The sequence below is a fragment of the Acidovorax facilis genome (assembly GCF_023913775.1).
GTDB classification, from domain to species: Bacteria; Pseudomonadota; Gammaproteobacteria; order Burkholderiales; family Burkholderiaceae_C; genus Acidovorax; species Acidovorax facilis.
Genome location: NZ_JAMXAX010000042.1, coordinates 12471 through 38912, shown reverse-complemented (window position 1 = coordinate 38912; position 26442 = coordinate 12471). Strand labels below are relative to the sequence as shown.

The window sequence follows — 26442 nt, the reverse complement described above, 5'->3', positions numbered from 1 at the left end:
TGAGCCCCGCTATGCCCGCATGCTCTCGCCCCCCACGCCCCCTGGCGCGCGCGATCCATGGGGTGCTTTGGCTTGCCATCGGGCTGGGACTGGCCGGCTGTGCCACGCCCAGGGACCCGCGCAAAGACCAGGAATTTCAGAGCCTCGCTTCCATCACCGACCGCCCCGTGGTGCGCCCTACCCGTTCCATCTCCAGCTTTTCCGACTCGCTGATGTGCATGGACCACATGCTGCGCGACGCACAGCTGCCCACCACACTGATCACCAGCAAGCAGATCCCCGACTACTCCACCCGCGTCACCGTGGCCACCAAGGACATGGTGATCACGGCACTGTCCCAGATGTCGCGCCTGAGCAATGCCTTCCGCTTTGTGGATTACGAGGTAGACATCGCGCGCCAGGACACGGTGCAGAACCTCACCACCATCTTGCTCAACAACAACCAGATGCAGCTGCAGCGGCCCGCGCTGTACCTGTCGGGCGCCATCTCGTTCGTGGACCAGAACGTGATCAACAACCGGTTTGACACCGGGCTCTCCGGCCCCCGCATCGACATGGGCTACAGCCAAAGCCGCAACGCCACCATCATCGGGCTGGAGATGCACCTGGGCGACTTTCGCACTCGTACGCTGATCCCCGGGCTCGACTCGGCCAACGAAGTCATCATCGGCAACGGCGGCCAAGGCGTTGATCTCGCCGGGCGCATCGGCACCTATGGCGTGCAGTTCAATGTGGGACGGGACTACACCCAGGGATCGGGCGGCGCCGTGCGCACACTGGTGGATCTGGCCACCATTGAACTCATTGGCAAATGGGCCCGGGTGCCCTACTGGCAATGCCTCACGCTGGAGCAAAACCACCCCGACTTTCAGCGGCAGCTGCGCGACTGGTTTGACGAAGGCTCGCCCGCCGTGCGCACCCAGCTCATTGCGCGCTCGCTGGTCAGTCGGGGCTACCTCGCCCCCGTCGCGCAACCCCTGCCGGACAACGACCCAGCGCTGCGCAGGGCACTGGCGCGCTTTCAGGCCGACAACGGCATGGTGGTGACGGGCGTGGTGGACTTTGCGACCTACGAACGGGCGCTGCGCCACTTTGTCGGCCTATCCGCAGACGGGACCCTGGCCCGCATTGGCTGGGCCAGCACGCACTCAGAACCCGTGCAGCACATCGCAGTCGGGCCCGCCACGCCCGATGCCGCAGTCAACGTGGTGAGCAACAATCCGGGTGCAGCAAAGTACGGAGACCCGCCGCCTGCCCGCAGCATCGATCTGCAGATTGAGAACGTATTGCTGGAGCGCACCGCGTTCGAGGTGGGTGAACAGGTCTTCTTGTCGGCCACGGTGTCGCGCGCCTCCTACCTGCAGTGTTATCTGGCCGACGCAACGGGCACGGTCATCCGCCTGCTGCCCAACCAGGCCAACACCACCGGCTGGGTGTCCGCCAACCAGGCCATCCGCATCCCCGACTGGATGAGCCCCAACCCCGGCTTCATCATGGACGCGGCCAGCCCCGGCACCGAGGGCGTGGCCTGCTTTGCCACCGACGAGGACAGCACGCCCCGTTTGCCCGAAGCGCTGCGCGGCCCGCCGCTCAAGCCCATCCCTAATTACCGGGCGCTGGAGCGCTTGAACGAAGCCTTCGCCACCGCTTGGGGCAGCGAGGGCTACACCGGCAACGCGGTGTACTGGCAGGTCGTTCCGCGCCGGGCCCTGCCCGCTGCAGCCACTGCGCCTGCACAACCCGCCCCGCGCAAGTGAAAGACCACAGGCACAGCACTGTGCGCGCACACGCCATGACCACAACCCCCTCGACCACCACGGCGCGCCCGCAGTCCACGATCAAAGGGCTGCGCACGCCGCACGGCACTTGGCGCGCACTCCACGGCGCTGTGGCGCAGGCCTCGGGTACAGCAGCGTGCCTGGTCTTGGCGGTGGTGACTGCGGCGCCTGTGCTGGCCTCGGTACGTGCGCTTCCCACGCCCGCAGAGACCACCTTCATCGATCGCGCCACCCTGAACGCGACGTCCCCCCAGGTGCCCGGGTCTGACAACCCCATGCAGGAGAAGATGTTGCAAAAACTTCGCAGCGCCGCGCAACGCGACGGGGCGCTTATGCGCAAGCCGCGCTCCCCCCCTGTCTCCACAACGCGATCATCCGGCGACCTATCGCCTGCCGATGCGGCGTGGCTGTTGGGACTGCTGGCGCTGCACGGCCTGGCCATGCCCGCAGACCCGGCGCAGGCCCAGCACTGGTTTGAACGTGCGCAACTGCTCGGCCACCCCCTGGCTCCTGCGGGCCTCGCATGGTGCCAGCTCAGCGGCTGCGTGGCAGCGCCCAATCCTTCAACCGCCATGCACTGGATTGCGCTGGTGGGCCGTATCGATCCAGGGCTTGCCAAATACCTCGAATGGCATGCGGCCAAGGCATTGGCCCCGTTGGCCGAGCCCCGTTCGCCCTCACCACACTGGTACCCCGGCTCGGTGGCGCCAGCGGCGGCCATCCCACCGCTGCAAAAACTGTTGACGCAAGCCGTGCGTGCAGGCAGTGCGCAGGCCAGCAACGAACTGGGGCTGGAGTTCATCGCCAGCGGCGATATCGAACAGGCGATGGCCCAATTTCAATCAGCATCTGCAAAGTCTGAGGCCGCTGCCGCCAATGCCAACCTTCTGGCCCGCCGCTTTCACAGCGATCCCGACGCCCGCATCCGATCAGCCCGCTACAGCGCTGCGGACTGGTACGTGGAGGCCCAGCGGTACCACCGGGGCGACGGTGTACCCGCCAACTACACCGAGGCTGTACGCCTGTACCAGGTGGCGGCCAGCAGCGGCGACCCGCAGGCCCGCAAGATGCTAGAGCTGATTTTCTCCAGGCCTTTGCAAGGCGGCACCATCGACGTCACATGGATGCAGCAGCTTGCCGGTCTCCACATGGGCGTCAACGGCTCGTCCGCCAGCGCGCGCCCCTCGGCGCCACCCAATGGCTGGCAGCGGGAGCCAAGTCCCTTGTATGACCTGGTGCCACTGCAGTGGCGAACGACTGGGCTCTATCCACGCCGCTGAACCGGCCCTCGCTCCCCCAAGTTCCCACTGGTGCAGGCAAGGGCAACCAAGTGAGTCCTCTATGCGGGCGAAGTAGCCGGTATGGAGGGCAGAGGCTCCTCCCGGTGCACAAGGTGAGCCACGCCCCTTGAGCCACACGCCAGGAGTTCACGCAAATAGCTGCGCAGGATGGTCGGGCGGATGTCCATGTGCGCCAGGTCATCGCTGGAAAACCAAGCAAACACCAGCCTGCGCCCTCCTTCCACTCCTTCATACGGTCCCTCCCCGTTTGCCAAGGGGCCATCCTGCAGCGGGCTGGCATGCAGGCACAGTCCAATTTCATGGTGCAGCTGATCTGCATGAAAGAAGAAGTTCTCCACCACGCAAGACAGCGCCCCCGGTTCCACCGCCTGCCCCAGCTCTTCCTGTAACTCACGCACCAGCGCCTGCGCTGCAGTCTCTCCTGGCTCAATACCACCCCCCGGTAACGCCCAGAAGGGGTCACCTTGCGCGCAGTGCAGCAGCACCCGGCCCTGCTGGGTGATAAGCGCTGCCACACGCTGACGCACGCGTGGGACAGGTGCAGACGGATTTGAGAGCTTGGTTGTCACATGCCAAAAGGATTGCAGGCAAAAGTGCTGCAGGCGCAAAGAATTCGCGCGCCAAAAGCTATCAATACTATAGCAACTTAGACACTCTAGGCAGAAGGCATCAACAGCCCCTGCTGCGTAGCCACGGTTTCGCGCAAAAAAGCCCAGGTGGCCTGCATGCGCGCAACGTGTTTGTTCTCTGCTGGCATCGACATCCAGAACGTGCGCTGAAACCGCGCCACGCCGGGCAACACCGAGACCAACGACGGGTCTTGTGCAGCCACAAACGCAGGCAGCACCGCCAGCCCGGCGCCCACGCGCGCGGCCTCGTACTGGGCCAGGATACTGGTGCTGCGCAGCGCAAAGTGCGCCGGGCGGTGCAGCTCGTCCAGGATCTGCAGCTCTTTGCTGAACAGCAAGTCATCGACATAGCTGATGAAGGTGTGGCCGCGCAAATCATCAGCCGTATGGATGGGCGCATGACCCGCCAAGTAGTTGCGCGCACCGTACAGCTGCAGCACATAGTCAGTGAGCTTGACCACCAGCACCGCCCCGCGCGCCGGGCGCTCCAGCGAGATCACGATGTCCGCCTCGCGCCGCGACAGGTGCACCAGCCGGGGCAGCGCCAGCAGGTCCACCACCAGACCCGGGTGGCCCAGCGCAAAGCGGGCCAGTTGGGGCGCCAGGATCAAATTGCCAAAACCTTCGGTGGTGCCAATGCGCACCAGGCCGTGCAGGCCCTGGCGCACACCCGGGGCCGCGCTCTCGACCGCAAGGAAGGCCGTCTCCATCGCCTCCACCTTGGGCATCAGCTGCCGCCCGGCCTCGGTCAGCCGGTGGCCGCCTGCTTCACGGGCAAACAGGGCCGAGCCGACCTGCTTTTCCAGCGCCTGCAACCGGCGCGACACGGTGGTGTGCTCCACCCCAAGGCGGCGGGCGGCGCCTGCCAGCGTGCCAGCGCGCGCCAGCTCCAGAAAATAGCGGAAATGGTCCCAATCCATGGCCCGATTGTGGCGCTCCGCGCAGAGATGGCGGAAAAACACCCGGCCCAGCGCCGCCGAAATCAGCCCGGCCGGGCCCACCAAGACCCACGGGATAGGTACGTCATGTCGCCACGTATCGTTTGATACATGTCATTTAACAATTTACACAGTATGCTTTCTATTGCACACTCCGCCCGCGCTGAAACCTGCACACAGAACAGGGCAGCGCACCGCAACCAGAGCCAAACGGGTCTACACACCCGCCATGGCGGCCAGCAACAGTTCAGCGCAAGGGAGAAAAGATGAACGCATTCGCGCAGCCTCCGGGGCTGTCTGCCGGCATGCCCATGCCGTGCAACGGGTCCCACCGGCTCCCGCGCCTGTCAGGGCGTTCACCTTCGCGGCCACGGGCCATTTGTCACCCCTCCCATCTTTTCGCACCACGGGGCCTGTGCTGCCCTGCTTTGCCCACCCGCATCCTTAGCCCTCAACCTCTATGAAACGCACCACTTTCCCCTATAAGTCGCTTTGGGCTGGTCCGGCCTGCCTGGCACTGGCCACTGTGTCCGTCCACGCTGCGGATATAAGTTTCACGCCCCCGGCAGGTGGAGGATTCGTGGTCAAGGGGCCGGCCAATACCGAGCGCCTGCGCGTACAAGACTCCGGCGAAGTGCGGGTTCCCAGTCTCTCGGGAACGGCCAATACCAATGCCAATGTGCTGTGTTTTGACGGCCCGACCGGGCGTCTGGGCCAATGTGCTCCCGGGGTCACCACCGGAGCGACAGGTGCCACCGGTGCAACAGGAGCAACAGGCCCGGCGGGCCTGACAGGGGCTACAGGCGCCACCGGCCCGGCCGGTGCCACCGGCGCCACGGGCAGCGCAGGTCCAACGGGTGCCACGGGCTCGGCCGGTGCTACAGGCGCTACCGGACCAGCGGGAACACCCGGCGCCCAGGGAACAGCAGGCCTTACCGGCGCCACGGGTGCCACCGGCTCGGTGGGCCCGGCAGGTGCCACAGGGGCCACCGGCCCCCAGGGTCCTGCAGGCAGCAACGCGATCACTGTCAATATTCGTCAGGCCAACGCAACAGGCTCCGCAGACAGCTGCGCAGTGACCTCCTGCTGCAATGCGGGCGAGAAAGTCATTGGCGGCGGGTACGAAGGGGCCAGTGGCGTAGGGGGGATCGACGCAGACGGTGTCTATGTGGCGGCCAATCGTCCCGTCGAAGGCGGAGCTTGTGCGGTCGGGGTGCAGGGCTGGTCAGTCCGCCTGCTGAACTCCTACCGCGCTCCCGCTTTGACGACCGCCTGCAATGCTTACGCCATCTGCACGCAATGACGTCTGCGGAATCATCGCTTTCTGAACTGCCGCCACGGGGCCTGTGGGTGCAGGGCGCGCAGACAGCACGGCTGCCCTGGCGGTTTGACACCGCCGCCGCCCTGGCAGAGGTGAATGCGCTGCCGGCCTCCCTCTGGCGCACTCATTTCAATGAAGGCCGCCATGACGGGGGATGGCAGGCGCTGGCGCTGCGTTCTGCGCCCGAGGCACCTATCGATGTCGTTCCCGTGGATGTGGCTGCATCGTGCTATGCCGACACACCGGCCCTGGACCAATGCCCCACGCTGCGCGCCATGCTGGACACCATGGCACTGCCATGGAAGTCCGTGCGGCTGATGCAATTGCTGCCGGGCTGCGAGATCAAGGAGCACACCGACGCCGACCTGTGTGTGGGGCGCGGTGAGGCTCGCCTGCATGTGCCGCTACAAACCGGCGAACGGGTGTTCTTTCATGTGGATGGAGAGCGCATTCCGCTGCGCGCGGGCGAATGCTGGTATGTGGATGTGTCGCGCCCGCACCGGGTGCGCAACCGTGGCACCCTGAGCCGAGTCCACCTGGTGGCCGACACCTCGGTGGACATGCGCTTGGTCGATGCCCTGCGCGCGAGCGACTGCGGTGACCCCCTGCCCTACGCGGATGACCCGTGGCGCCAGTTCATACAGTTCCGCGACCTGGTAGGGACCAACACAGACTACGCAGAGCGACTCAGCACCATCACCGACATGGCCGACTTCGTGCGCGAGTCCGTGCACATGGGGCAGGCCGCGGGCTTTCAATTTGACGCATCGGACGTGGAGTCGGCCATGAAGGCCGGGCGCCGCGCATGGACTGAGCAATGGGTACTGTGAACTTCAGCGGCTGGCGACCCATTCGCTTTTACATCGCCCAGGGCCAGGTGATGGTGGACTGGGCTCGCCTGCTGGACGCGCCGCTGCGTGAACCGTTTTTCCAGCATGGCATCCAGAACCAACTGAGGCACCCGTTCCACCTGGCGTTTCGGCGCCAGACGCCGCTTCACGACCTGCTGGCCTGGCATGAGCAATCCCCAGGCCTCGATCCTTCGCTCGTCATCTTCCATGTGTCGCGCTGCGGGTCCACCCTGATCACACAAACGCTGGCAGAAAGCCCGCACCACCTGCAACTGTCTGAACCCGGCCCCGTAGACTTCCTGGTGCGACAGGCGCTGGCCAGTGGGCTGATCGACGAAGCCCAGGTGGTCCGTGCGTTGCGCGCGTGGACCAGCGCCTGGGCGCAGCGCTGCGACAGCGCCAGCCCCCCGCTGCAAACCATGAGCCTCAAGCAGGACGCCTGGAACACCGACAAGGCACCGCTGTTTGCAAAAGCCTGGCCTGATGCACCTTGGGTCTTCCTCACCCGCGAGCCGCTCGCGGTGCTGGTGTCCCAGATGCGCGAACGAGCATTCTTTATGATTCCCGGCACGCTGGGCCGACATGTTGCAGGGGTCAATCCTGCCGAAATGCACGCCATCTCTGCCGAGCAGTACTGCGCCCAGATGCTCGGCAGTATTTACGCCGCCATGGCGCAGGAGTTCGACCCAGCACGCGCTCTGCTGCTCGACTACGCCCAGCTGCCCGATGCCATCGAAACACAGGTGCTCCCCCACATGCGCTGGCAGGTCTCGCAAGAGGACCACGCAAGAATGCGCGAGCGCACCACGAGACACGGCAAGCAACCCCACGAAGTCTTTGAACCAGATACACACACCAAACACAGCATGGCAAGCGACCTTCTCCAATCCTTGACTGCGCAGTGGATCACCCCTCACTACGAGACGCTCCACGCGAAACGGCGCAACCACCCTGCGGCAATCACCACCCAGCCTGAGGAAGCACTGCAATGATCGCGGCACTGCATCGACGCCATTTTCTGGCCACCGGCGGGGCCGCTGCGGCCACCGGCGTTCAGGCCTCCACTCCCCTCCTGAACTCCCTGGGCACAGCCAGCCCAAGGTGGCGCATCCTGGCCATCGCTCCCAGCTCTGAAAAACTGCCAGCGCTGGCCCGTGACTACCAGCAAGGTGTGGAATTGGGGCTGGCGCACGCCGGAGCCTTTTCCCAAGTTGCACTGACGTGGCTCTCCGCAGGGCCTATGCCATCAGCACCCGCCAGGGCGGTGCGGGCTGCGCTGCAAGATAGCCGGTTTGACGCAGTGATGGGGTGGATGCCTCCTGCACTGGCAAAAAGGGTTTCGGCCATTACGGAGCCTGCGCGTTTACCGCTGTGGATCAGCGACACGGGCGCAGACCTGGTTTCGCCGTCTGATACCCACCTGCTGACAGTGCGCCACAGCCTGGAACTGTGTGCCATGGCCACAGCCCTCGCCGACCGGGTGTACGCGCAATGCGGCCCGCGCGCCTTTCTCAGCATGGGGCGGCATGAGTCGGGCTTTGACTTCCTGCAGTCTTTTCAGCAACGCTGGCAGGCGCTGGGTGGGAAGGTGGTGGGCCGCCACATTGCCGACATGCCGAACAACGCTTCCGAATTTGGGGGCCTGAAGCAGTCCATCATTTCGCACCAGCCCGATGCGGTGATTGCACTGTATTCGGGCCCCCAGTCGCAGCGCTTTGCGCAATGGTGGCAAAAGCACTCTGCAGCGCTGCGCACCAATCTGGCGGGCTTGCCGTGGCTGTCTGAACACAACCCAGGTGTACATGCGCACACGATTGCCACCTGGCCCCAGGCCGAATCGGCCGACGCAGGTTGGAAGGCCCGCTTGGCCCAAGCGGGCCTGGGCTGGACGGCGGCTGCACTGCTAGGCGCCGAGGCGGGTGCCAGCCTTGGAACAGCCCTGGTTGCTGCCCCCCAGGGCACCCACATGCGCGACCTTTGGGCTACCCTGCACCACACCCCCCTTGTAGGCCCCCGCGGGGAGCGCCAATGGGTGAATGCAGGCACCGACAGCGCGGGCCCCTTGTGGGAAAACACCTTCCTGGGCGCCAGCGCCCGACGACAACACCCCACACCAACAGCGGTCTTTGCACCGCGCGGCTGGACCACTGGCTATCTTTTGACTTAAGGAGTAAATAAATGTCCGAACCGTTTATCGGTGAAATAAAAATGTTTGCAGGCAACTTTCCGCCTCGCGGCTATGCGTTCTGCTCTGGACAGCTTATCTCGATTGCCCAGAACAGCGCGTTGTTTGCCATTCTGGGAACTACCTATGGGGGGGATGGCCAAACGACTTTCGCCTTGCCCAATCTGCAAAGTCGAGTTCCCATGGGTCAAGGTCAAGGACCGGGACTTTCATATCGCTCCCTTGGTGAGGTTACAGGCACTGAAAATGTCACATTGATCTCCACAAATTTACCGGCACACACGCACACCGTCTCTCTCTCTTCACCCGCAGCAACCACCCTTGGCACGCTCATGGAACCCGGTCCAGGTAACGTACCGGCAGCGTCCAACCAGCGCAATGCGCAGTACGCGCCCAGTGCCAGCGCCAATACGCAACTTCCGGTGAGCAATGGCAACACCGGAAGCGCTGGAAACAACTCGCCCGTTTCCGTGATGCAACCCTCTCTCGCTGTGAGCTTCATCATCGCTTTGCAAGGCATTTTTCCCTCCAGAAATTGAGTGCTCCGCGCTGCGCGCATCTGGAAAAGGGGCAGGCCGCAGGGCCTGCCCTTTTTTTCTGGAGGCGGGCCCTCCCGTCGATGGGGTGAAGCGCAAGCTCCAAAGGCTTCCCCTTCATCTGGAAGCCCGTGAACTGAAGGGCGAAGGTGCAAGGCAAACAATGTGCGTAAAAGCACATCCAAATTGCAATTTGACGCATTGCAATTACATATTTGCACGCATACCATGCACAGGTTGGCCCCTTTGTAGGCCCTTCACCACCCCGGAGACAAACCCATGAACGCACCCACCAACGTGGCCGCACTGGCCCCCACCGTCAAGCTGCTGATCGGCGGCCAGTTCGTCGAATCCAAGACCACTGAATGGCGCGACGTGGTCAACCCCGCTACGCAAGAGGTGCTGGCCCGCGTGCCGTTTGCCACCGCTGAAGAAATCGACGCCGCCGTGGCCTCGGCCAAGGAAGCATTCAAGACCTGGAAGAAGACGCCCATCGGCACCCGCGCCCGCATCTTCCTCAAGTACCAACAGCTCATCCGCGAAAACATGGCCGAGCTGGCCGCGATCCTGACGGCAGAACAAGGCAAGACCCTGCCCGACGCCGAAGGTGATGTGTTCCGTGGCCTCGAAGTGGTCGAACACGCAGCCAGCATCGGCAACTTGCAACTGGGCGAGCTGGCCAACAACGTGGCCGGTGGTGTCGATACCTACACCCTGCTGCAGCCGCTGGGCGTGTGCGCAGGCATCACCCCCTTCAACTTCCCGGCCATGATCCCGCTGTGGATGTTCCCCATGGCGATTGCCACGGGCAACACCTTTGTGCTCAAGCCCTCCGAGCAAGACCCCATGGTGACCATGCGCCTGGTGGAGCTGGCGCTCGAAGCAGGCATTCCACCCGGCGTGCTCAACGTGATCCACGGCGGCGAAATGGCCGTGAACGCGATCTGCGACCACAAGGACATCAAGGCCGTGTCGTTCGTGGGCTCCACCAAGGTGGGCACCCATGTGTACAACCGCGCCACCCTGGCCGGCAAGCGCGCGCAATGCATGATGGGCGCCAAGAACCACGCCATCATCCTGCCCGACGCGAACAAGGAACAAACGCTCAACGCGATTGCCGGTGCCTCGTTTGGCGCTGCGGGCCAGCGCTGCATGGCCCTGCCGGTGGTGGTGCTGGTGGGCGAGGCACAAAAGTGGATTCCCGAGCTGGTGGCCAAGGCCAAGACGCTCAAGGTCAACGGCGGCACCGAAAAGGGCACCGATGTGGGCCCACTGGTGTCCTGCGCCGCCCTCGCCCGCGTGGAAGGCCTGATCGAGCGCGGCATTGCCGACGGCGCCACGCTGGAGCTCGATGGCCGCAAGCCCGTGGTGCCCGGCTATGAAAAGGGCAACTTCGTGGGCCCCACGATCTTCTCGAACGTGAAGCCCGGCATGGCCATCTACGACCAGGAAATCTTTGGCCCCGTACTGGCCCTGGTGCCCGCCGCAGACATCGACGAAGCCATCGAGTTCATCAACGCCAACCCTAACGGCAATGGCACTGCCATCTTCACCCAGTCGGGTGCGGCAGCGCGCAAGTTCCAGGAAGAGATCGACGTGGGCCAAGTCGGCATCAACGTGCCAATCCCCGTGCCAGTGCCACTGTTCTCGTTCACCGGCTCGCGCGCTTCCAAGCTGGGTGACCTGGGTCCATACGGCAAGCAGGTCGTGATGTTCTACACACAGACCAAGACGGTGACGGCCCGCTGGTTTGATGACAGCACGGTGAGCCAGGGCGTCAACACCACAATTAGCCTGAAATAACCCCCTGAGCGGCTGCGCCGCTTCCCCCTTTTTTCTCTGCATCGCTGCGCGATGCGGAAAGGGGGACGCCACCCGTGTCTGAACCGTGAGATGGCGGCCCTTGCACGGTGGCGCTGGCATTGGGCCGCGCCGGTTTCGACTGCATTGGTCGGTGGTAAAAGCAGGACATGCAAATTTTCAAACTGAAGAATTGGGTGTCAACGTTGGCCGTAACTGCAACCGCCGGGGGTGCGTTGTTGCTGAGCCCGGGTGTTTTCGCCCAGGCAGGCGCCGCGTGCCGCGACGCCGGTAGCCTGGAAGAGACCAACGCGTGCGCAGTCAAGGCCTACCAGGTCGCGGACACGCAGATCGCCATCCTCTACGGTGATGTGATGCGCGCCCTGTCGGCCCATGAACGCCCCCAGCTGCGCCAGGAGCACACCAACTGGCAGCGCGACCGCATCACGCGCTGCAAGCAGGCCACGCGCGCCAGCGAGTCAGAACCCGAGTGGCCGCGCCTGTACCACGACTGCCTCACCGCAGAGACCGAGAACCGCCGCAGAGGCCTGATGCGCTGGCTGACGCTGGACCATCCGTCTGCCAAGCCTTAAAAACTCCACCCCAGAACAACAAGAACCAACGAGACAAGCAGCATGGACTTTGAACTCACCGAAGAACAACGCGCCTTTGCCCAGACGGCCCGCGACTTTGCACAAGCTGAGTTCGCACCCCACGCCGCGCACTGGGACGAAGAAGGCATCTTCCCGAAAGAAGCCATCGCCAAGGCGGGCGAGCTGGGCTTTTGTGGCCTGTACGCGCCCGAAGCCGCCGGTGGGCTCGCTCTGCCCCGGCTGGATGCCACCCTGGTCTTTGAAGAAATGGCGGCTGTGGACCCCAGCACCACCGCCTTCATCACCATCCACAACATGGCCACCTGGATGCTGGGCACCTGGGCCACGCCCGCTGTGCGCGACCACTGGGGCCCGCTGCTCACCACGGGTGAAAAGCTCGCCAGTTACTGCCTGACCGAACCCGGCGCAGGCTCCGACGCCGCCTCGCTCAAGACCCGCGCCGAGCTGGTCGGCAACGAATACGTCATCAACGGCGCCAAGGCCTTCATCAGCGGTGCGGGCAGCACCGACGTGCTGGTGCTCATGGCCCGCACGGGTGACGCGGCATCGGGCGCCAGCGGCATCAGCGCCTTTGCCGTACCCGCCGATACGCCCGGCATCAGCTACGGCAAGAAGGAACAGAAGATGGGCTGGAACAGCCAGCCCACGCGCACCATCAGCTTCGACAACGTGCGCATCCCCGCCGACCACCTGCTGGGCCGCGAGGGCGAAGGCTTCAAGATCGCCATGAAGGGCCTGGACGGCGGCCGCATCAACATCGCCACCTGCTCCGTGGGCGCGGCGCAAGGCGCGCTCAACGCCGCCCAGCAATACATGCAAGACCGCAAGCAGTTTGGCAAACCCATCGCCAGCTTCCAGGCCCTGCAGTTCAAGCTGGCCGACATGGCCACCGAGCTGGTGGCCGCGCGCCAGATGGTGCGCCTGGCCGCCAGCAAACTCGACGCCGGTGCGCGCGACGCATCCACCTACTGCGCCATGGCCAAGCGCTTTGCCACCGACGCAGGCTTCACCGTCATCAACGACGCCCTGCAGTTGCACGGTGGCTACGGCTACATCCGCGAATACCCGCTGGAGCGCCTGCTGCGCGACGCCCGTGTGCACCAGATCCTGGAAGGCACCAACGAAATCATGCGGGTCATCATTGCGCGGCGCATGCTGGATGGGGATGCGACGGAGGCGATTCGCTAAGCGGTTACTCCTATTTTCATAGCTTTTAGCGCTTATCCAATGGGCGGTAACGGCCAATTTCCCCTCATGAAATACATATCTCGGACAGGAACATCAGCCCACGCACACGCAGGGGCGCTGGGGGGTTACCCCCTCTCCCCTCGCGGGAGAGGGTTGGGGAGAGGGGGCCCGCACCCGCGCCGCGCCCGTTTCACCCCCTCTCCCCGGCCCTCTCCCACAAGGGGAGAGGGAGTGAGAGCCATCTGAGATAGCTACCTCATCAGCCCATGTGAATCAGAAGCCATGCCCGCCCGCCCCCTCTCCGACGAAACGCTGCACCTGATCGACGCCATCCGCACGGCGCTCGCGCACCGCAGCGACGTGGAAGAACGGACCATGTTCGGCTGCTACTGCTTCTTTGTGGACGGCAAGTTGTGCATTGGCGTCAAAGGTGAAGAGCTGCTGGTGCGCCTGCCACCCGAGCGCCACGGCGAACTGCAAGAGATGCAGAACACCCGCGAACTATCGCCCGGCGGCGGCATGAAGGGCTACTTCTGGGTGGAGCCCAACGGCTACACCACACGCGCGCAGTGGAACTACTGGGTCGAAGAAGCCCTTGCCTACAACCCGCTGGCCAAGGCCTCGCCGCGCAAGAAGAAAACAGCCAACACCCCGGCTGCAGCGAAGAAAGCACCCGCCACCATCGGCACCAAGCCTAAGACAAAAGCCGCCGCGAAGAAGCACAGCATCTTCGAAGCCGACGACTGATCTGCCCCACCCTACTGGAGCCCACCACCATGCCCCTTCGCATCGTCCGCCTTGGCACCCCGCGCGCCGCCGGGGAAGGCACCCGCATCGGCACCGTGCGCCGCCCGCCGCGTGGCGTGCCCAAGGCCGAGTTCGCCACCCGCGACTACTACGACGTGTGGTACCCCCTGCTCTCCCCCAGCGCCGACCTCATGGCCCACGGCCAGCAGGTGCCCACCGGCCAAGAAGGCGACAAGGCGTGGGAGGCCTTCGCCAAACAGTTCCGCAAAGAACTGGCCCAGCCCGAAGCCAGCCGCACGCTCGATTTGCTGGCTGCGCTGTCGCACCACAGCGCCATGTCGCTGGGCTGCTATTGCGAAGACGAAGCCCGCTGCCACCGCTCGGTGCTGCGCGCCGAGCTGGCAAGCCGTGGGGCCGAAATCAGCCCCTAGATTTCAAGCTTTTTAGGCCGCTACCGCGCGATGGATAAGCCTTTCAAGCTATCAAATTCATACTAAATCCGCACCCATTCCCTTTCACCATCACAACGACTTCCAGGAGCAACACACCATGAAAATCGCATTCATCGGCCTCGGCAACATGGGCGGCCCCATGGCACACAACCTGCACAAGGCCGGCCACGAAGTGCGCGCATTCGACCTCTCGCAACCCGCGCGCGACAAGCTGGCGGCAGACGGCGTGCCCATCGCCGCTGACGCCAAGGCCGCCGTGGCGGGCGCCGAAGTCGTCATCAGCATGCTGCCCGCCAGCCAGCATGTGGAAGGCCTCTTTTTGGGCGCGGGCGAGCTGCTGGCCCAGTTGCCTGCGGGCACGCTGATCATCGACTGCTCCACCATCGCAGCCGCCACCTCCCGCAAGGTGGCCGAGGCCGCCAAGGCCAAGGGCGTTGCGTTCATCGACGCCCCCGTCTCGGGCGGCACCGGCGGCGCCATTGCTGGCACCCTCACCTTCATGGTGGGCGGCGACGCCGCCGACCTGGAACGCGCCCGCCCCGTGCTCGAAAAAATGGGCGCCAACATCTTCCACGCAGGCAGCGTGGGCGCAGGCCAGACGGCCAAGATCTGCAACAACATGCTGCTCGGCATCCTGATGGCCGGCACCAGCGAAGCCATTGCCCTGGGCGTGGCCAACGGCCTGGACCCCAAGGTACTGAGCGAAATCATGCGCCGCAGCTCGGGCGGCAACTGGGCGCTGGAGAAGTACAACCCTTTCCCCGGCGTGATGGAAACCGCGCCCGCCAGCAAGGGCTACGCGGGCGGGTTCGGGACGGACCTGATGCTTAAGGACCTAGGGCTGGCGCAAGAGAACGCGATGGAGGTGAAGGCTGCGACGCCGCTGGGGGGGATGGCGCGCAATTTGTATGCAGCGCACAGCCTGGCGGGGCATGGGGCGCTGGATTTTTCCAGCATTATTAAGATGGTGCAGAAGGGGTAATTGAGTCATCCTGTATTACGCAAAACGCCAGCGACTGCTGGCGTTTTGCGCGGGCTGACCGGAGTTGGTATAGACGCCAAGAAGCAGACAATGTCCGGATAGTGTCCGCTTTTTAGTGTAAAGGCCCAAATTCTCAGGTGGCGATGACTAGGTAAGTTAATACAAATCAAGCAATTAGCGCGATCCAAGACGTACCGAAGACGCGATCTCAATGTCCGGATAATGTCCGACCTAGAGCCCCTTATGTCCGGTTCGTCCGCACATAAACAGTGGACGCACCCGCACCATCCACCCGCAATAGGCCCAGTTCTTCCAATGCGGCCAAATCACGACGAGCCTGCCGCTCGGAAACCTCGACCGCAAACCGCTCGCGATACTCCGCAGGCCGAATACGTTCATCGACCTTTATCGCATCCAGCAGTGCCTGTTGCCGAGCGTTGAGCGAAGCTAGTCCGTCCAGCGCACCGCCCGGCCCCCAGAGAGTGAGCGTCACTCCCGTCTCGCGGTCTTCCCATTGGGGCGGACGCAGTCCCTGGTCCACACACGACTGGATAATTTTCTGCGTGCCACGGCCGATGCGCTCCATCAACCCGCGCAGGTACAACACCTGAGCAATGTCGGGGTTGGCTGGCAACGACGGATGATTGCGCTTCAGATCGGCTGGTTTCAATCCGGCAGGCAGACGTCCAGCATTCCAGATTTCTATGCGATCGGCATACACACTAACCGTCAGCCCTCCAGAGAAGCCTGCGTAGTCACGGTGCGCGAATGCATTTACGAGGCCCTCGCGCAAAGCCGCCTCAGGGTAGGCCATTCGAGCCTGACGCACGAGCGGAGCCTTGGTATCTACCTCGAAAAGCTGCTCCATCGGCAGCTGCCCGCGCAACCAGTCGAACGCCTGATTCAGCACCCGCACCAAAGGTCCCCGCAACTGCTTGTCGTCCAGGTACTCGTTGGCCGTCTTCCCAGCTGCGTAACGAATCAATCGAACGCGCGTCTGTGGGTGACGCAAGGCAGGGTTGTGTGCAAACAGCACGTCGGCCCCTTGCGTGTAGCCCCGGGCGCCTGCTAATCCCAGTTCGGCCAACACAGCCTCGTCGTCGTCGGGTCTGGCAAAGCGGTGCCGCTCAGACCTTCCCGCCTCGTTGACCATGGCGTGCACCTCGTCATGGTCGAGATCGCCTTCCTCCATCGCCGTGGACGGCCTTCGCTCCCAGCGATCAGCACTCACCGCCTTCGTCTGCACCATCTCGCGCAACGCGATCGCATCTGCCACCACGGTGCTGCCGCCCTGGCGCAAAAAGACCCGGTCATTGCAAACGTAGGGCCTGTCTTTCCCTTCCGGTACCTCTATGGTGAGCACGGCCTTGCCGTTGAGGTTGTCAAGACTCACCGTGAACAATGCCGACGGTGTCAATCTGTCAGCCACGGCCTGATGCACGCCACGTATGCGTTGCGGGTCTTGCTCGGTCAGCGGCAAGCCCACGACATTCCCATCTTCACTCACGCCGCAGAAAACAGTGCCACCCTGGGTATTCAAAAAGGCGCACACCACTTGCGCCAGCGATTCCATATTGTCCAGGCCGCGCCGGAACTCTGAATGCAGCCCCTCACCCAGGGCGATCTGCTGCAGCAACACTCCGCTGATCATGGCTTCTTCCCTTCCTTGAGCTTGCGCGCCACGGCTTGCGGATCACGCAAGTGCTCTGCGACGAAGCTCTCCGCCTCCTGATAGCGGAAGAACTGCGATGACGCATACAACAATGCGTCGTCTGGGTTCACATACTTCTGCACCCAGTTGCCCTTGCGGTCCGGCACCTGCACATCGTGGCGAATTGCCGCCTCATACATGTCAACAACGCGCAAATCGTCGATGACCTTGTTCTTCTTCAGCGCCAGCGCAGCTCGCTTTTCTGCCGAGTCGTGGCCCAGGTTCATCAACAAGGTACGCGCAAATACCACATCGCTGTGAGCGAGTATCCAACGCGGCTTGTTCAGATCGATGGCCTTGAGCAGTTCCTGGTGGGTGATGGACATCTCCCCCCTGCCCGCCACGCCAGAGCCGTACTGCGGCGTGATCAGGCTGAGGAACAGGTCGCAATGCTCCACACCATGCAGGCAGTTCTCGAACGCTGTGCGCGTGGAACTAACGGGCAGCGTGCCCTTGTGCGACATCCAAACCTCATAGCCGAAGGCCGTGAGCGTGGCGTAAATCTTCTCCAGCAACTCTTCGATGCCGTACACGGTGGATGACACCATTAATGTGAGCTGCTTCTGCTTGGGATCTGTACTCATCTCGCCTCTGTTCTATGAATTCAATGGCGCGGCGCCTCTAACGCTTGCACGAACCGCCCATCTACTTTTAGCTAGATGCGCCACACCATTTTGGCCTGCGGATGATATTGCGATGAGCGACGACTTGGGCCAATGGCGAAAGCATAGCCTCCAAGCAAAGCTGACCGGTGGCACGGATCCTTCGTAAGAACCAGCGAGTCACGCCAAAGTACAACCTCGTTTCAAACACCTATTTCGCCCGCACTCAGGCTAGACCCCAAATCACCGTTCTCACCCTGCCCGGTATAGCGGCTATCCCAACACCCTCCAAACACCACAACAATCCACCACCCGCAGTTGAGTATGATTCGCATCCCCTCATGCTGCGCCGCACCATCCCCGCCCTGCCTTTCCACATCGTGCTTCTGCTGGTGGCGTTGTTCAACGCCCTGGCGGGCGCGCCCTTGCACGAGGCGCGGCACATTCAGGAGCTGGTGCGCAGCGCAGCAGCGTCAGCAACCGCAGGCAATGTGGATGCCTACGCGGCAACCAGCTCCGCAGCCAGCGACGAGCACAGTGAAGAGACACACACCACCTGCGCCTGGTGCCTGACCCACGCGCTGGAGGCGGGGCTGGCGCATGCACCGGCGCGCCTGCCGCATGCACCGGCGCGCCTGCCGCACTCACCCGCAGAATCCGGCGCCATCGCGCCGCAAAGCGCAGACCCCTTCACGGCCCAGCAGGTGCGCTGGCCGTTTGCTGCACGCGATCCTCCGCCAGCCCAGCGGGCCTGACACGCGTCGGCCCCAGCCAGCCTGCGCTCTCCAGCGCATCCCCTTCTCGTTTTCGCCCTTGCATTCACCCCCGTGGGGTGGGTGTAGGCACGCGGCCATGTGCGCCTGCCAATTCCCAGGCGGGTGTGAGCCGCGTTGCTCCTGGCTTTTGCATTCACCGCTTTTGGACTGGTTTGCCATGCGTTCTTCCTCTGCTTCTGTTTCTTCTTCACGCCCTGCGCCCCTGCCGCGCCTCACATTGACGGCACTGGCAGCTGCCGCCCTGCTGGCCTCCCTCCACCCCGCCTGGGCCGCAGACGGCGATGTGGTCACCCCACCCACCCTGTCTGCCGTGGACGTGGTGGGCCGCAGTGCCTCGGGCACCTACTACGCCGACGAGGCCGAGGGCGCCAAGACCAGCCTGCCGCTGCGCGAGCTGCCGCAATCCGTGCGGGTGATGTCGCGCCAGACGCTGGACGACCTGGGCGCCACGCGGCTGGATGATGTGCTGGACTATGTGGGCGGTGTCTCGCGCCAGAACAACTTTGGCGGGCTGTGGGACAACATCGCCATTCGCGGCCTGCCGGGCAACGAGAACACAGGCATGGCGACGCTGCTCAACGGGTTTTCGTCCAACCGGGGCTTTAATGCGCCGCGCGACCTGGCGGGCGTGGAGCGGGTGGAGTTCCTCAAAGGCCCGGCGGCCGCGCTGTATGGCAGCAGCGAGCCCGGTGGCACGCTCAACATCGTGAGCAAGAAGCCGCTGTGGAAGGCCGCCCATTCGGTGGAGGCCTATGCGGGCAGCTACGGCCTGGGCCGTGCGGCGCTGGACACCACCGGCCCCATCAACGACCGGCTCGCCTACCGCCTGAATGTGGCGGTGGAGGACAAAGGCAGCTTTCGCGACCATGTGCGCGCGCAGCGGCAGGTGGTGGCCCCGGCGTTGACCTGGAAGCTCTCGCCCGACACGGTGCTGGAGTACACGTCTGAATTTCTGCGCCACGCCACACCGCTGGACCGGGGTGTGGTGGCGGTCAACAACCGCCTGGGCGCGGTGCCCGCCAGCCGCTTTTTGGCCGAGCCTGCCGATGGCGATGTGACGGTGACCAACCAGACACACCAGCTGGTGCTGTCGCACGAGTGGAACCCCGACTGGCGCAGCCGCGTGGGGCTGTCGTACCGCGAGACGGGGATGGAGGGCTTCTCGACCGAGGCCACCGCGCTGCAGGCCAATGGCCGCACGCTGACGCGCCAGCGGCGGTATCGCGACTTTCAGTCGGACGACGTGGCGCTGCAGGCCGAACTGCAAGGCAACCTGCGCACGGGCGGGCTGGAGCACGAGCTGCTGGTAGGGGTGGAAAGCTACCGGTTCAGCATGGATTCGGTGATGCTGCGGGTGAACCCCAGCACTGCCGCGCCGTATGCCATCGACATCTTCAACCCCGTGTACGGCCAGGCCCAGCCCACGCCGGGGCGCAACACCGACACGCAGGAGAAGCAGCGTAACACCGCGCTGTATGTGCAAGACACCCTCAAGCTGGGCGAGCAGTGGCGCGTGATGGCCGGCCTGCGGGCCGACAACTACGACCAGAGCCTGCAAAACCGCATCACCAACCGCACCACGGCGCAAAGCCCATCGGCCGTGTCGCCGCGCCTGGGCGTGAGCTGGCTGCCCACGCCGGGGTGGACGCTGTATGCCAATGCGGGCACGTCGTTCCGCCCCAACACGGGCAGCAATGTGGCGGGCAATGGCTTTGATCCCGAAAAATCCCGCGCGATGGAGCTGGGCGCCAAGTGGGAGAGCGCCGACCAGCGCCTGGGCGCCACGGCGGCGCTGTTCGACATCACCAAGCGCAATGTGCTGACCAGCGACCCGCTGAACGCGGGCTTCTCCGCCGCTGCAGGCGAGGTGCGCAGCCGGGGCCTGGAGCTGGACCTGGCCGGCCGCCTGAGCACCCACTGGCGCGTGAATGCGAGCCTGGTGGTCAACGACGTGGAGGTGACCCGCGACAACACGCTGGAGGTGGGCGGCCGCCTGCTGAACGTGCCTCGTGTGAACGGCAGCGTGCTGGCGGTGTACGAAAACCAGTTGGCCAACGGCCAGCGCTACGGCGTAGGCGGTGGCGTGACGCACATGGGCAAGCGCCTGGGCCAGGCACGCACGCAGGCCGAGGCCAATGCAGGCACCGCCGCGTTTGAGCTGCCCAGCTACACCACGGCCAAGCTGATGGCGTATTGGCGCCTGAGCCCCACGCTGAACCTGTCGCTGGACGTGGACAACGTGTTTGACAAGGTGCACTACACCAGCTCGTACAGCCGCGTGTGGGTGGCGCCGGGGGCGGCGCGCACCGTTACGGTGGGCCTGCAAGCCAAGTTCTGAGTGGTGCCGGTGACCTGCATGACAACACTTTCAACCGTCCCAAAACCCTTGACGCGACGCCGCGCCTTGCAGGCCCCCGTGGCCGCGCTGGCGGCAGGCGCCCTGCCCGCTGCCTGGGCGCAGGGCACACCACCTACCTCCGCCCCCGCGCCGCTGCAAATCGTCGGCCCGTGGGAGATCAGCGGCCTGGCGCCCGCCAGCAGCGGCTATGTGTTCACACGCCTGCAGGTCACCGAAACCCTGCTGGACGCTGCAGACGATGGCCAGCCACGGCCCGCGCTGGCGCGGCTCTGGCGCCGGTCGGCGGATGGGCTGGTGTGGCACTTTGAGCTGCGGCCCGGGGCGCGTTTTCATGACGGCACACCGGTCACGGCCGCCGCCGTGGTGCGCAGCCTGCAGGCCGCGCAGGTGGCGCCCGCGCTGCTGAGCCAGGCGCCCATCGAGTCCATCACCGCGCCCGACGAGGGCACTGTGCTCATCCGCCTGCAACGCCCCCACACTGCCCTGCCCGCGCTGCTGGCGCATTCCAGCACCATGGTGCTGGCGCCAGCCAGCTATGGGGCAGACGGCAAGGTGCGCAGCATCATTGGCAGCGGCCCCTACCGTATTGCGCTGCTGGTGCCGCCGCAGCAGGTCGAGACCGTGGTGTTTGACGCCTACGACGGCCCGCGCCCCGCCATTGCCGCCGTGCGCTACCTGGCCGCCAGCCGTGCCGAAACCCGCGCGCTGATGGCCGAGAGCGGACAGGCCGATCTGGCCTATGGGCTGGACCCGGCCAGCCTGCGACGGCTGCAGCGCCACGCGCAAAACCCCACACTGGCGCGCCGCACCGCAGTGCGGATTGCCTCGGTCACGCTGCCGCGCACCGTCATCGTCAAGCTCAATGCGGGCATGCCTGCGCTGCGCGATGTGCGCGTGCGCCAGGCGCTGAGCCTGGCCATCGACCGCGCGGGCATTGCCCTGGCGCTGATGGGTGACGAGGCGCTGGCCGCCACGCAGCTGCTGCCGCCCACGCTGGGTGCGTGGCACAACCCGCACCTGCCCCCGCTGCAGCATGCCCCCGAAGCTGCCGCACGCCTGCTGCGCGCCGCAGGCTGGCAGCGCCACGGCGACGGCCTGCGCGATGCCGGGGGCCAGCCGCTGCACCTGGTGATCCGCACCTTTGTGGACCGGCCCGAGCTGCCGCTGATTGCCACCGCCTTGCAGGAGCAGTGGCGGCTGGCGGGTATGGCGGTGAAGGTGAGCATTGGCAACTCGGGCGACGTGCCCCGGGGCCACCGCGACGGCAGCCTGCAACTGGCGCTGGCGGCACGCAACTACGCCAATGTGCCCGACCCCACAGGCACGCTGGCGGGCGACTTTGCCGCCCAGGGCGGCGACTGGGGCGCCATGGGCTGGCACAGCGATACCGTGGTGCAGGCCCTGCACGAGCTGACGCGCACCCAGACGCCGCCCGAGCGCACGCGCGCGCTGCGGCAATCCATCACGCACACCCTGCAAACGGAGCTGCCCGTGATCCCCGTGGCGTGGTACCGCCAGCATGTGGCCGTGGCCCCCCGGCTGGCGGGCGTCACGCTGGACCCGCTGGAGCGTTCTTACCGCCTGACCGGCATGGAGTGGACCAACCCATGAACCCCTTGATTTCAACACCCTGGGCCGCCCTGCTCGGCCGCAGGCTGGTGCAGGTGCTGGCCGTGTCGCTGCTGATCGGCACGCTGTGCTTTTTGATGGTGCGCGCCCTGCCGGGCGACCTGGCCATGCGCGTGGCGGCGGGCCGCTATGGCTATGACCTGGTGAGCAACGCCGCCGCCGACGCCGTGCGCGCGGAGCTGGGGCTGGACCGCCCCGGCTGGCTGGCGCTGCTGCACTGGTGGCGCGACATGGCCACCTTCAACCTGGGGCAGTCGCTGGTGTCGCAGCGATCGGTGTGGCACGAGGTGACGCACCACCTGGGCGCCACGCTGCGCCTGTCTGCCGCCGCGCTGGCCATTGCCTTTGCCGTGGGCGTGCCACTGGGCGTGTGGGCTGGGCTGCGGCCCCAGGGCTGGGTGGACAAGGCCAGCTGGCTGATGGCCGTGGTGCTGCGCGCGCTGCCGCCGTTTTTGCTGTCGGTGCTGCTCATCCTGCTGGTGGCGGTGCAGTGGGGCTTTTTGCCTGCGGGCGGTGACGAGAGCCAGGCCAGCCTGGTGCTACCCGCGCTCACGCTGGGGCTGGGCCTGGCCGCTGGGCTGGCGCGCGTGACCCGCGCTGCGATGCTGGAGGTGGTGGTGTCGCCCTTCTTTGAATTTGCGCGCACCAAGGGCCTGAGCGACTGGCAGGCGCTGGTGCGCCATGGCCTGCGCAATGCCGCCGTGCCGGTGACGGCCTACCTGGGCGTGCAGGCGTTGTTTCTGGTGGAGGGTGCGCTGGTGGTGGAGACGCTGTTTGCGTGGCCCGGCATCGGCCACGCGCTGGTGCACGCCGTGTTTGGGCGCGACATCCCGGTGGTGCAGGGCACGGCCCTGTGCATGGGCGTGCTGTTTGTGGTCTTCAACCTGCTGGTGGATGCAGCGTGCTTGGCGCTGGACCCCCGGCATACCCAGAAGGTGGCTGCATGAGTGCCGTGCCTTCCACCCTGCATCCCTCCGCTGACATCGTGATCGACCGGCCCCGCTGGCCTGTTCGCACCGTGCTGGGCATTGCTTTGCTCGGCCTGCTGACGCTGTTTGCCCTGCTCGGCCCCTGGCTGGTGGGTGCCAGCCCGGTGGTGCAAGACCTGCGCAACACCCTGGCGCCCCCCAGCGCCCAGCACTGGTTGGGCACCGATGTGCTGGGCCGCTCGGCGCTAGCGCGGCTGGCGCATGCGGCGCAGCTGTCGCTGGGCATGGCGCTGCTGGCGGCCGTGAGCGCCGCCGTGCCCGGCACGCTGCTGGGCATCACCGCCGCGTGGCGCGGCGGGCGCACCGAGCGAGCGCTGCTCATGCTGTCGGACTCGGTGCTCGCCATCCCCGGCCTGCTGCTGGTGCTGCTGGTGGCCGCCCTGGCTCCCGGCGCGCTGTGGGCGCTGTATGCGGGCCTGTCGGCTGCGCTGTGGGTGGAGTACTTCCGCGTGAGCCGTGCGGTGGCCCGGCCCGTGCTGGCGGGTGATGCGGTGCAGGCATCGCGCCTGCTGGGTTTTGGGCGCGGCTATGTGCTGCGCCGCCACCTGCTGCCCGCGCTGGCGCCTACGCTGGGCACGCTGCTGGCCTTCACCACATCGCAAGCCGTGCTGGCGCTGGCCGCGCTGGGTTTTGTGGGTGTGGGCATGCAGCCGCCCACGCCCGAGCTGGGACTGATGATGACCGAGGCCATGCCCTACTACGAAGAAGCCCCGTGGCTCATTGCCGCCCCCACCGCCCTGCTGGTGTGGCTGGTGGCCGCGATGATGCTGCTCAACCCCGACCGGGAGACCGCATGACCACGCCTTTGAAATCCGACGCCCTGCTGGTCGTGGAGGGCCTGGGCATCCAGGTGGGCGGCAAGCGGCTGCTGCGCGACATCAGCTTCACCCTGCGTGCGGGCGAAGCGCTGACCCTGGTGGGCGAAAGCGGCGCGGGCAAGTCGCTGCTGGCCCAGACCATCATGGGCAACCTGCCGCCTGCGCTGCAGGCCACGGGCCAGATCACGCTGGATGGCGCCACCACCCGCGCCCAGGACGCCGCCGCGCGCCGCGCCCTGTGGGGCCGCAAGCTGGCGCTGCTGCCGCAGGAGCCCTCGCTGGCACTCAACCCGCTGGCCCGCGTGGCACCGCAGCTGGCCGAGGTGTACCGCCTGCTGCACCAGCAGCCCCCCAGCGCCGCCAGCACACAGGCCGAACAGGTGCTGGGCGCTGCGGGCCTGGGCGGCGCAGGCAGCCACTACCCCTGGCAACTGTCGGGCGGCATGGCCCAGCGCGCGGTGGCCGCCATCACCCTGGCCGGAGGCGCGCCGGTGCTGATGGTGGACGAGCCCACCAAGGGCCTGGACGCGCATTGGCGCGGCCGCATGGTGGAGTTGTTCCAGGGCGTGCTGCAGGCAGGCGGCTGCCTGCTCACCATCACGCACGACATGCAGGTAGCGCAGGCGCTGGGCGGCCAGGTCATTGTGCTGCGCCACGGGCAGGCGGTGGAGCAAGGCGACATCCACACCGTGGCCGCTGCGCCGCAGCACGCCTTTACCCGCCAGTTGCTGCAGGCCGACCCGGCCCACTGGCGGCCATTTGCCGAGCCCACGCTGGGCGAGTCCGTCGTACAGGCGCGCGGCATCTCCAAAGCCTATGGTGCGCAGAAGCTGTTTGCGCCGCTGGACCTGGAACTGCACAGCGGTGAACGCATCGCCGTGCAAGGCCCCAGCGGCACCGGCAAAAGCACACTGGGCAATGTGCTGCTGGGCCTGGTGGCGCCCGACACAGGCCGTGTGGAGCGCAGCGCCCGGCTGCGCCCGCATGCGTTCCAAAAGCTGTACCAGGACCCGGTCAGTTCGTTTGCTCCGCACATCAGCCTGGCCCAGTCGCTGCGCGATGCCGCCCGCCTGCACCGCTGCGACTGGAAGGCGGTGCAGCAGCGCCTGGCCCAACTGCGCGTGCCCGAGGACCTGCTGGCGCGCAAGCCCGACCAGGTGTCGGGCGGCGAGCTGCAGCGCATTGCGCTGGCACGCGTGCTGGTGGCGCAACCGGCGCTGCTGTTTGCGGACGAGCCCACCTCGCGCCTGGACCCGATCACGCAGCAGGAGGCCATCCAGGTGCTGCTGCACGCGGTGCAAGACACCGGCGCCGCGCTGATGCTGGTGACCCACGACCCGCACCTGGCCGCCGCCGTGGGCACGCGCACGCTGGACTTTGCAAGCAGCGATCAGCCCACCGCCGCTATGCTCGCCGCATGACAGCGACACCCTCCCGCACCCTCTGGATCATCAAGACCGGCGACACCCTGCCCGCCCAACGGGCCCGGCATGGCGACTTTGAAGACTGGATTGCGGGCGGCCTGAACCAAGCCCCCGCCAGCACGCAGCTGGCGCTGCAGACACTGGACGCCCGCACCGCCACCGCATGGCCAGAGCCCGGCCAGATAGCGGGCGTGGTGGTAACCGGCTCCCCCGCCATGGTGACCGACCGCGAACCCTGGAGCGAGCGCACCGCCGCATGGCTGGCCAGCGTGGTGGCGGCCCGGGTGCCCGTGCTGGGCATCTGCTACGGCCATCAGCTGCTGGCCCACGCGCTGGGCGGCGAGGTGGCGCGCCACCCCACCGGGCTGGAGATAGGCACCGTGGCCGTGCAGCGCCTGGCCGGTGCCGAGGGCGACGCCCTGCTGGGCCACCTGCCAGCCCGCTTTGGCGCCCAGGTGGTGCACGAGCAAACGGTGCGGCGCCTGCCCCCTGGTGCCGTGGCGCTGGCCGCCAACGCCCACGAGCCGCACCACGCGTTCCGCGTCGGCCCCTGTGCCTGGGGCGTGCAGTTTCACCCCGAGTTCAGCGATTCGGTGATGCGCGACTACGTGGCGTGTTTTGCGCCTGCTCTGCAACGCGCGGGCATGGATGTGGCAGCGCTGGAGCAAGGTGTACAGGCCACGCCAGAATCGGCCAGCCTGCTGGCACGTTTTGCGCAGCTGGCGGCAGCGGCCGCCGCTTGAAATCTCAATGAAAATTGGCTCTAGCGCTTATCTATCAAGCACTAGAGGCTATCAAAACAATAGCTGTGC

24 protein-coding genes are annotated in these 26442 nt (G+C 65.7%); 20 read left to right on the top strand and 4 right to left on the bottom strand.

All coding sequences use genetic code 11. The features are described from left to right. Positions 1-11 precede the first annotated feature (11 nt). Both NFX52_RS13775 and NFX52_RS13770 read left to right on the top strand, forming a co-directional pair. Positions 12-1757, top strand: coding sequence for a DUF4384 domain-containing protein (locus NFX52_RS13775; RefSeq protein WP_252635685.1), 1746 nt, complete (start codon positions 12-14; stop codon positions 1755-1757). A gap of 35 nt (positions 1758-1792) precedes the next feature. Then, positions 1793-3058: an SEL1-like repeat protein gene (locus NFX52_RS13770; protein WP_055396094.1), complete on the top strand. Its 1266-nt coding sequence runs from the start codon at positions 1793-1795 to the stop codon at positions 3056-3058. 59 nt (positions 3059-3117) lie between these two features. On the opposite strand, the gene NFX52_RS13765 is transcribed toward NFX52_RS13770, so the two are convergent. Next, positions 3118-3648, bottom strand: coding sequence for an NUDIX hydrolase (locus NFX52_RS13765; protein WP_252635684.1), 531 nt, complete (start codon positions 3646-3648; stop codon positions 3118-3120). Between the two features lie 86 nt (positions 3649-3734). After that, positions 3735-4628 carry a LysR family transcriptional regulator gene (locus tag NFX52_RS13760; RefSeq protein WP_055396113.1) on the bottom strand — a complete coding sequence of 298 codons (894 nt, stop codon included), beginning with the start codon at positions 4626-4628 and terminating at the stop codon, positions 3735-3737. Between the two features lie 478 nt (positions 4629-5106). On the opposite strand from NFX52_RS13760, the gene NFX52_RS13755 reads away from it, so the two are divergent. From NFX52_RS13755 to mmsB, 11 genes are all read left to right on the top strand, one after another. Further along, the gene (locus NFX52_RS13755) at positions 5107-5949 is read left to right on the top strand and encodes a collagen-like protein (protein WP_082437346.1); all 843 of its coding nucleotides are present in this window, start codon (positions 5107-5109) and stop codon (positions 5947-5949) included. Beyond that, complete coding sequence (locus tag NFX52_RS13750) at positions 5946-6797, top strand: aspartyl/asparaginyl beta-hydroxylase domain-containing protein (RefSeq protein ID WP_207401992.1); 852 nt, start codon at positions 5946-5948, stop codon at positions 6795-6797. Before NFX52_RS13755 ends, NFX52_RS13750 begins: the two co-directional genes overlap by 4 nt. Continuing rightward, entirely contained in the window at positions 6785-7810 is a 1026-nt protein-coding gene (locus NFX52_RS13745) for a sulfotransferase (protein WP_055396088.1), read from the top strand. The genes NFX52_RS13750 and NFX52_RS13745 overlap by 13 nt, the downstream gene beginning before the upstream one ends. Then, complete coding sequence (locus NFX52_RS13740) at positions 7807-8985, top strand: ABC transporter substrate-binding protein (protein WP_055396086.1); 1179 nt, start codon at positions 7807-7809, stop codon at positions 8983-8985. The genes NFX52_RS13745 and NFX52_RS13740 overlap by 4 nt, the downstream gene beginning before the upstream one ends. A gap of 11 nt (positions 8986-8996) precedes the next feature. Then, complete coding sequence (locus NFX52_RS13735; protein WP_082437345.1) at positions 8997-9542, top strand: phage tail protein; 546 nt, start codon at positions 8997-8999, stop codon at positions 9540-9542. A 276-nt stretch (positions 9543-9818) separates the two neighbouring features. After that, positions 9819-11342, top strand: a complete 1524-nt coding sequence (locus NFX52_RS13730) for a CoA-acylating methylmalonate-semialdehyde dehydrogenase (RefSeq protein WP_055396084.1) — start codon at positions 9819-9821, stop codon at positions 11340-11342. Positions 11343-11509: 167 nt separating this feature from the next. Next, complete coding sequence (locus tag NFX52_RS13725) at positions 11510-11932, top strand: lysozyme inhibitor LprI family protein (protein ID WP_055396082.1); 423 nt, start codon at positions 11510-11512, stop codon at positions 11930-11932. A 42-nt stretch (positions 11933-11974) separates the two neighbouring features. Continuing rightward, positions 11975-13141, top strand: a complete 1167-nt coding sequence (locus NFX52_RS13720; protein WP_055396080.1) for an acyl-CoA dehydrogenase family protein — start codon at positions 11975-11977, stop codon at positions 13139-13141. Between the two features lie 282 nt (positions 13142-13423). Continuing rightward, positions 13424-13888 carry a TfoX/Sxy family protein gene (locus NFX52_RS13715; protein WP_055396078.1) on the top strand — a complete coding sequence of 155 codons (465 nt, stop codon included), beginning with the start codon at positions 13424-13426 and terminating at the stop codon, positions 13886-13888. A 29-nt stretch (positions 13889-13917) separates the two neighbouring features. Further along, on the top strand, positions 13918-14319 hold the full coding sequence (locus tag NFX52_RS13710) for a DUF488 domain-containing protein (protein ID WP_055396077.1): 402 nt from the start codon (positions 13918-13920) through the stop codon (positions 14317-14319). A 76-nt stretch (positions 14320-14395) separates the two neighbouring features. Next, complete coding sequence (mmsB, locus tag NFX52_RS13705) at positions 14396-15322, top strand: 3-hydroxyisobutyrate dehydrogenase (RefSeq protein ID WP_255354194.1); 927 nt, start codon at positions 14396-14398, stop codon at positions 15320-15322. Between the two features lie 241 nt (positions 15323-15563). On the opposite strand, the gene NFX52_RS13700 is transcribed toward mmsB, so the two are convergent. Then, on the bottom strand, positions 15564-16973 hold the full coding sequence (locus NFX52_RS13700) for an RNA-binding domain-containing protein (RefSeq protein WP_055396073.1): 1410 nt from the start codon (positions 16971-16973) through the stop codon (positions 15564-15566). Continuing rightward, positions 16970-17617, bottom strand: a complete 648-nt coding sequence (locus tag NFX52_RS13695) for a DUF4062 domain-containing protein (protein WP_055396071.1) — start codon at positions 17615-17617, stop codon at positions 16970-16972. Before NFX52_RS13695 ends, NFX52_RS13700 begins: the two co-directional genes overlap by 4 nt. 359 nt (positions 17618-17976) lie before the next feature. Here NFX52_RS13695 and NFX52_RS13690 point away from each other — a divergent pair, with 359 nt between their 5' ends. From NFX52_RS13690 to NFX52_RS13660, 7 genes are all read left to right on the top strand, one after another. Further along, positions 17977-18390: a hypothetical protein gene (locus NFX52_RS13690; RefSeq protein WP_252635683.1), complete on the top strand. Its 414-nt coding sequence runs from the start codon at positions 17977-17979 to the stop codon at positions 18388-18390. Between the two features lie 178 nt (positions 18391-18568). Beyond that, the gene (locus NFX52_RS13685) at positions 18569-20749 is read left to right on the top strand and encodes a TonB-dependent siderophore receptor (RefSeq protein ID WP_252635682.1); all 2181 of its coding nucleotides are present in this window, start codon (positions 18569-18571) and stop codon (positions 20747-20749) included. A gap of 18 nt (positions 20750-20767) precedes the next feature. Beyond that, positions 20768-22381: an ABC transporter substrate-binding protein gene (locus NFX52_RS13680; protein WP_252635681.1), complete on the top strand. Its 1614-nt coding sequence runs from the start codon at positions 20768-20770 to the stop codon at positions 22379-22381. After that, entirely contained in the window at positions 22378-23346 is a 969-nt protein-coding gene (locus NFX52_RS13675; protein ID WP_252635680.1) for an ABC transporter permease, read from the top strand. Before NFX52_RS13680 ends, NFX52_RS13675 begins: the two co-directional genes overlap by 4 nt. Further along, positions 23343-24185 (top strand): ABC transporter permease, encoded by an 843-nt coding sequence (locus NFX52_RS13670; RefSeq protein ID WP_055396066.1) that lies wholly within the window; start codon positions 23343-23345, stop codon positions 24183-24185. The genes NFX52_RS13675 and NFX52_RS13670 overlap by 4 nt, the downstream gene beginning before the upstream one ends. Beyond that, entirely contained in the window at positions 24182-25627 is a 1446-nt protein-coding gene (locus tag NFX52_RS13665) for an ABC transporter ATP-binding protein (RefSeq protein ID WP_055396064.1), read from the top strand. The genes NFX52_RS13670 and NFX52_RS13665 overlap by 4 nt, the downstream gene beginning before the upstream one ends. Then, positions 25624-26373 (top strand): glutamine amidotransferase, encoded by a 750-nt coding sequence (locus NFX52_RS13660; protein ID WP_207401990.1) that lies wholly within the window; start codon positions 25624-25626, stop codon positions 26371-26373. The genes NFX52_RS13665 and NFX52_RS13660 overlap by 4 nt, the downstream gene beginning before the upstream one ends. The last annotated feature ends 69 nt before the right edge of the window (positions 26374-26442 follow it).